4 protein-coding genes are annotated in these 5,631 nt (G+C 74.2%); all 4 read left to right on the top strand.

Features of this window, described 5'->3' with window-relative positions; translation table 11 throughout:
* Window positions 1-195: 195 nt before the first annotated feature.
* Window positions 196-1,548, top strand: coding sequence for a glycoside hydrolase family 6 protein (locus ACFT55_RS18660; RefSeq protein ID WP_380245342.1), 1,353 nt, complete (start codon window positions 196-198; stop codon window positions 1,546-1,548).
* 16 nt (window positions 1,549-1,564) lie between these two features.
* Window positions 1,565-3,550 (top strand): ABC-F family ATP-binding cassette domain-containing protein, encoded by a 1,986-nt coding sequence (locus tag ACFT55_RS18655; RefSeq protein ID WP_380245341.1) that lies wholly within the window; start codon window positions 1,565-1,567, stop codon window positions 3,548-3,550.
* Between the two features lie 120 nt (window positions 3,551-3,670).
* Complete coding sequence (locus ACFT55_RS18650; RefSeq protein WP_380245340.1) at window positions 3,671-4,117, top strand: Lrp/AsnC family transcriptional regulator; 447 nt, start codon at window positions 3,671-3,673, stop codon at window positions 4,115-4,117.
* 58 nt (window positions 4,118-4,175) lie between these two features.
* Entirely contained in the window at window positions 4,176-5,537 is a 1,362-nt protein-coding gene (gene lat, locus ACFT55_RS18645; RefSeq protein WP_380245339.1) for an L-lysine 6-transaminase, read from the top strand.
* The last annotated feature ends 94 nt before the right edge of the window (window positions 5,538-5,631 follow it).

Raw genomic sequence — 5,631 nt, 5'->3', positions numbered from 1 at the left:
CGACCGGACGGCGCGGCAGCTCGCGTCGTGGAGGGCGCGGCGGCAGGCCTTGACCGTCCCGGCACGGCGTGGTGCACTCGCGAGTGCAGTCGGAGCCGTTCCCCTCTCGGGCAGGTGCGGGTGTGGGAGCGCTTCCATGGCAGCTTTCTTCGGACAACGGTTCCTTCGGACAACGATGTTGAGGAGACCACGACGATGACGTCATCGAACCGGCGCAACCGCGCCGTCGCGCTGGCCGCAGCGCTGCTCGTCGCGGCGGCCGGGCTCGCCGCAGCCCCCACCGCCACCGCCCACGGACCCGGACACGGGCACGAGGGCGGCCAAGGGAACGGCCAAGGGAACGGCCAAAGGAACGGCCAAAGGAACGGCCACCACGGCCGCTGGGACACGGAGCTCGGCGGGATCTACGTCGACCCGCACAGCTCGACCGTCGAGCACGCCGCCGACCTGACCGGCCAGGCCCGCGAGGACGCGCTGCGCCTCGCCCGCATCCCGTCGGCCACCTGGTTCACCGACGGGACCCCCCGCGAGGTGCGCCGCGCCGCTGCCGACCTCACCGCCCGCGCGGCCAGGGCAGACGCGGTGCCCGTCCTCGTCGCGTACAACATCCCGTACCGCGACTGCTCCCTGTACTCGGCCGGCGGCGCCGCGGACGGCGAGGCCTACGCACGCTGGATCGAAGGCCTCGCCGCCGGCATCGGCAAGCGCCAGGCCATCGTCGTCGTCGAGCCCGACGGCCTCGGCGTGATCCCCTGGCACACCGACATCAACGGCAACCTGGAGAGCTGCCGCCCCGACCAGCTCGACCCCGCCACCGCCGCCGACCAGCGCTTCGCGCAGCTCTCGCACGCCGTCGACGTGCTGTCCGCCCTCCCGCGCACGCAGGTGTACCTCGACGGCACCGGCAGCAGCTGGCTCAGCCCCGGCGACGCCACCGTCCGCCTCACCCGCGCGAACGTCGCGAAGGCGGACGGGTTCTTCGTCAACGTGTCCAACTACGAGAGCGACGACCGGCTCGCGCACTACGCGAGCTGGGTCAGCGACTGCCTCGCTCTCACCACCCGCTCGTCGTTCCCCGCCACGTCGTGCCAGAGCCAGTACTGGCCGGCGACCTTCGACGACACCTCCACCTGGCACCTCACCGACGCCACCTACGACCAGGCGTTCGCCGACCAGGGCCTCGTGCGCGACGTCGCGACGCAGAAGCACGCCGTCCTCGACACCAGCCGCAACGGCCAGGGCTCCTGGGCAGCCCCGGCGGGCAAGTACACGGACCCCGAGGTCTGGTGCAACCCGCCGGACCGCGGGCTCGGGCAGCTGCCCGACCTCGAGACGGACGACCCGTACGTGGACGCGCGCCTGTGGATCAAGGTCCCCGGCGAGTCCGACGGCGAGTGCTTCCGCGGCACGGGCGGGCCGCTGGACCCCGAGCGCGGCATGCAGGACCCGCCCGCCGGGGCTTGGTTCCCCGAGCAGGCGCGCGAGCTCATCGAGCACGCCGACCCTGCCCTGCCCGCCGAGCAGCCCTGCGGGGGGCACCAGCACTGACGACTACCCTCGGGGGGTGGCACATCTTCTCGGCGCGGACGGCATCGCGCTGACCATCGGAACTCGCACCCTCCTGCAGGACGTCTCCCTCGGGCTCGACGACGGCGACCGCGTCGGCGTCGTCGGGCCCAACGGGGCGGGCAAGTCCACCCTGCTGCGGCTGCTCGCCGGCACCCAGGCGCCCGACGCCGGCCGCGTCACGCGCGTCGGCGGCTCGCGGCTCGGCATGCTCGTCCAGCGCGACGTCGACGACGACGCGGCGACCATCCGCGACCTCGTGCACGGCGACGACGCCACCCACGAGTGGGCGTCCGACGCCCGCCTCCGCAACGTGCACGCCGGGCTCCTGGCCGACCTCGACCTCGACCAGCCCGCCTCCACGCTCTCCGGCGGGCAGCGGCGGCGCGTCGCGCTCGCCGCGCTGCTCGTCGAGGACCCCGACGTGCTCCTGCTCGACGAGCCCACCAACCACCTCGACGTCGAAGGCGTCGCCTGGCTCGCCGAGCACCTCACCGCCCGCTACGGGCGCCCCGGCGCCACCGGCGCGCTCGTCGTCGTCACGCACGACCGCTGGTTCCTCGACGCCGTCTGCTCGCGCACCTGGGAGGTGCGCGGCGACGGCTCCGGCGGCGTCGACGGGTACGACGGCGGCTACGCGGCCTACATCCTCGCGCGCGCCGAGCGCGCCCGGCAGGCCGCCACCGCCGCCGAGAAGCGCAACAACCTCCTGCGCAAGGAGCTCGCCTGGCTCAAGCGCGGCGCCCCCGCCCGCACGTCCAAGCCCAAGTTCCGGCTCGACGCCGCCGCCGCGCTCATCGACGACGAGCCGCCGCCCCGCGACACCCTCGAACTCACCCAGATGGCCACCCGCCGGCTCGGCAAGGACGTGCTCGACCTGGAGGACGTCACCGTCACCGTCCCCGCCCGGGACGACACCGGCGGCCGCCGCGTCCTGCTCGACGACGTCACCTGGCGCCTCGGCCCCGGCGACCGGTACGGCGTGGTCGGCGTCAACGGCGCCGGCAAGACCACGCTGCTGTCCCTGCTCGCCGGCCGCCGCGCACCCGACTCCGGCCGCGTCCGCCGCGGCAAGACCGTGCACGTCGCCGAGCTCACCCAGGACGTCGGCGAGCTCGACGACGTCGGCCACCTCACCGCCGTGCAGGTCGTCGACCGCGAGAAGCGCACCGTCGTCGTCGACGGCAAGGAGCTCACTGCCGGGCAGCTCACCGAACGGCTCGGCTTCACCCGCGAGCGCGCCCACACCGTCGTCCGCAGCCTCTCCGGCGGCGAGCGGCGGCGCCTCCAGCTGCTGCGCCTGCTCGTCTCCGAGCCCAACGTGCTGCTGCTCGACGAGCCCACCAACGACCTCGACACCGACACCCTCGCCGCCGTCGAGGACCTGCTCGACGGGTGGCCCGGCACGCTCATCGTCGTCTCCCACGACCGGTACCTCCTGGAGCGGGTGTGCGACCGCCAGTGGGCGTTGCTCGGCGACGGCGCGCTGCGGGACCTGCCCGGCGGGGTGGAGCAGTACCTGGAGCTGCGCAGGGGTCGGGCCGAGGGGGGCAGGGGGACGACGGCGGCGGATGCCTCGTCGCGAGGCGTCCATCCGAGCCCTCGTTCCTCGGGCTCTCCCGCCAGGCCCGTCCAGCCTCGCGACGAGGCGTCCCCCGACGCCGCCCGCGGGGCGGTCGTCGCCTCGGGTGGCGCGACGCCGCAGCCTCGGTCCGGGGATGGTGGCGGCAGCGCGGCGTCGTCCGGTGGGGGAGGGCTGAAGGCGTCGGCGGCGGAGGTGCGGGCCGCGCGGAAGGAGATCGCGCGGGTCGAGCGGCGGCTGGGGCGGATCTCCGACGAGGAGAAGGCGCTGCACGATCAGATGGCCGCCGACGCCACCGACTACACCGCCGTCGCCGCGCTCGACCAGAAGCTGCGGGAGCTCGCGGCGGAGAAGGAAGAGCTGGAGCTGGCCTGGCTGGAGGCCGCCGAGGTCGCGGGCTGACCTGTCGCCGGCGCGAGCCGGTGGCAGGGACGGGGTGGACCGGCGCGCGTGCGTCGCCCACGATGACGGTGCGGGGGACGTGCGGGGACCGGTGGGGACAGGGACGGGAGAGGACCAGGCATGCTCGAGGACGAGGTCGACCGGGCGCTCGTGCGCGCCCTGCAGGGCGACGGGCGGGCCACGCTGGCCGCGCTCGCCGGCGTGACCGGGCTGTCGCAGTCCGCCGTGCAGGCGCGGGTGCGCAAGCTGGAGGCGCGCGGCGTGATCACGGGCTACCGCGCCGTCGTCGACCCCGAGGCCGCGGGGCTGCCGATCGCGGCGTACGTCGAGATCACGCCGCTGGACCAGTCGCAGGCCGACGACGCGCCCGAGCGGCTGCGCGACGTGCCCGGCATCGAGGCGTGCTGGTCGGTCGCGGGCAACGCGAACTACCTGCTGCTGGTGCGGGTGCCGTCGCCCAGCGACCTGGAGGACCTGCTGGGCGTGATCCGCCGCGAGGCGAGCGTGTCCACGCGCTCCACCATCGTGCTGCGGACCTACTTCGAAGGACGCCCGATCGCCGGTTGACCACACTTCTTCCGGCCAAACTCTGGTTTGACCGAAAGTTCTCCCCTACGGTCGGGGTATGACCGAGACAATCTCTCAGCGCACGGCCCCCAGCGTCGGTGGCTCGATCGAGGCCGCCGCCGTCCTCGAGTCGCTGCGCGAGCACCTGCTCGTGGACGGCTTCGACCTCGTGCTCGACCTCGAGCGGTCGCAGGGCGCGACCCTCGTCGACGCCCGCGACGGCCGCGAGTGGACCGACCTGTTCACCTTCTTCGCCTCCAACCCCCTGGGCATGAACCACCCCGCCCTCGTCCGCGACCCGGAGTTCCGCGCGGAGCTCACGCGCGCGGCGATCAACAAGCCGTCCAACTCCGACGTCTACACCGTCGAGCTCGCCCGGTTCGTCGACGCCTTCGCCCGCGTGCTGGGCGACCCGGCCCTGCCCTACCTCTTCTTCGTCGACGGCGGCGCGCTCGCCGTCGAGAACGCGCTCAAGGTCGCGTTCGACTGGAAGTCGCGGCACAACGAGGCGCACGGCCGCTCGGCCGAGCTCGGCACGCGCGTGCTGCACCTGCGCCACGCCTTCCACGGCCGCTCCGGCTACACCATGTCGCTCACCAACACCGAGCCCGGCAAGGTCGCCCGGTTCCCCAAGTTCGACTGGCCGCGCATCTCCTCGCCCTACCCCGGGCACGACGCCGACGGCACCCCGCGCGACGTCGAGGCGCTCGAGGCGCAGGCCCTCGCCGAGGCCCGCGCCGCGTTCGAGGCGCACCCGCACGACATCGCGTGCTTCGTCGCCGAGCCGATCCAGGGCGAGGGTGGCGACCACCACCTGCGCGCCGAGTTCCTCCAGGCCATGCAGGCGCTGTGCCGCGAGCACGACGCCCTGTTCGTGCTCGACGAGGTGCAGACCGGCGTCGGCATGACCGGCACCGCCTGGGCGTACCAGCAGCTCGGGGTGCAGCCCGACGTCGTCGCGTTCGGCAAGAAGGCGCAGGTGTGCGGCGTCATGGCCGGCGGCCGCGTCGACGAGGTCGGCGACAACGTCTTCCACGTGTCGTCGCGCATCAACTCCACCTGGGGCGGCAACCTCGTCGACATGGTGCGCTCCCGCCGCATCCTCGAGGTGATCGAGGCCGAGGACCTGGTCGGGCGCGCCGCGCGCGTCGGCGCCGGCCTGCTCGCGCGCCTGGAGAAGCTGGCCGCCGCCCACCCGGGCGTCGTCACCGACCCCCGCGGCCGTGGCCTCATGTGCGCCGTCTCGCTCCCCTCCCGCGAGGTGCGCGACGCCGTCCTCGCCGGCCTGCACGACGAGGGCTTCCTCATCCTCGGCTGCGGCGAGCGGTCCGTCCGCTTCCGGCCCGCGCTCACCGTCGACGAGTCGGTCCTCGAAGCCGCGGTAGACGCTCTCGACCGGGTGATCGCCAGCCGGGGCTGATCACGGCGGCAGCTCGGGGTCGCGTCGGCAGTTCGAAGTGCCGACGCGCCCCCGAACTGCCGCGTCGGTGGGACGCGACGAGCGGGCCGTCGGC

Source organism: Isoptericola sp. NPDC057191 (genome assembly GCF_042670225.1).
Lineage (GTDB): Bacteria > Actinomycetota > Actinomycetes > Actinomycetales > Cellulomonadaceae > Isoptericola.
The sequence above is the reverse complement of the archived record's forward strand: the minus strand, read 5'-3'. Positions and strand labels throughout refer to the sequence as shown.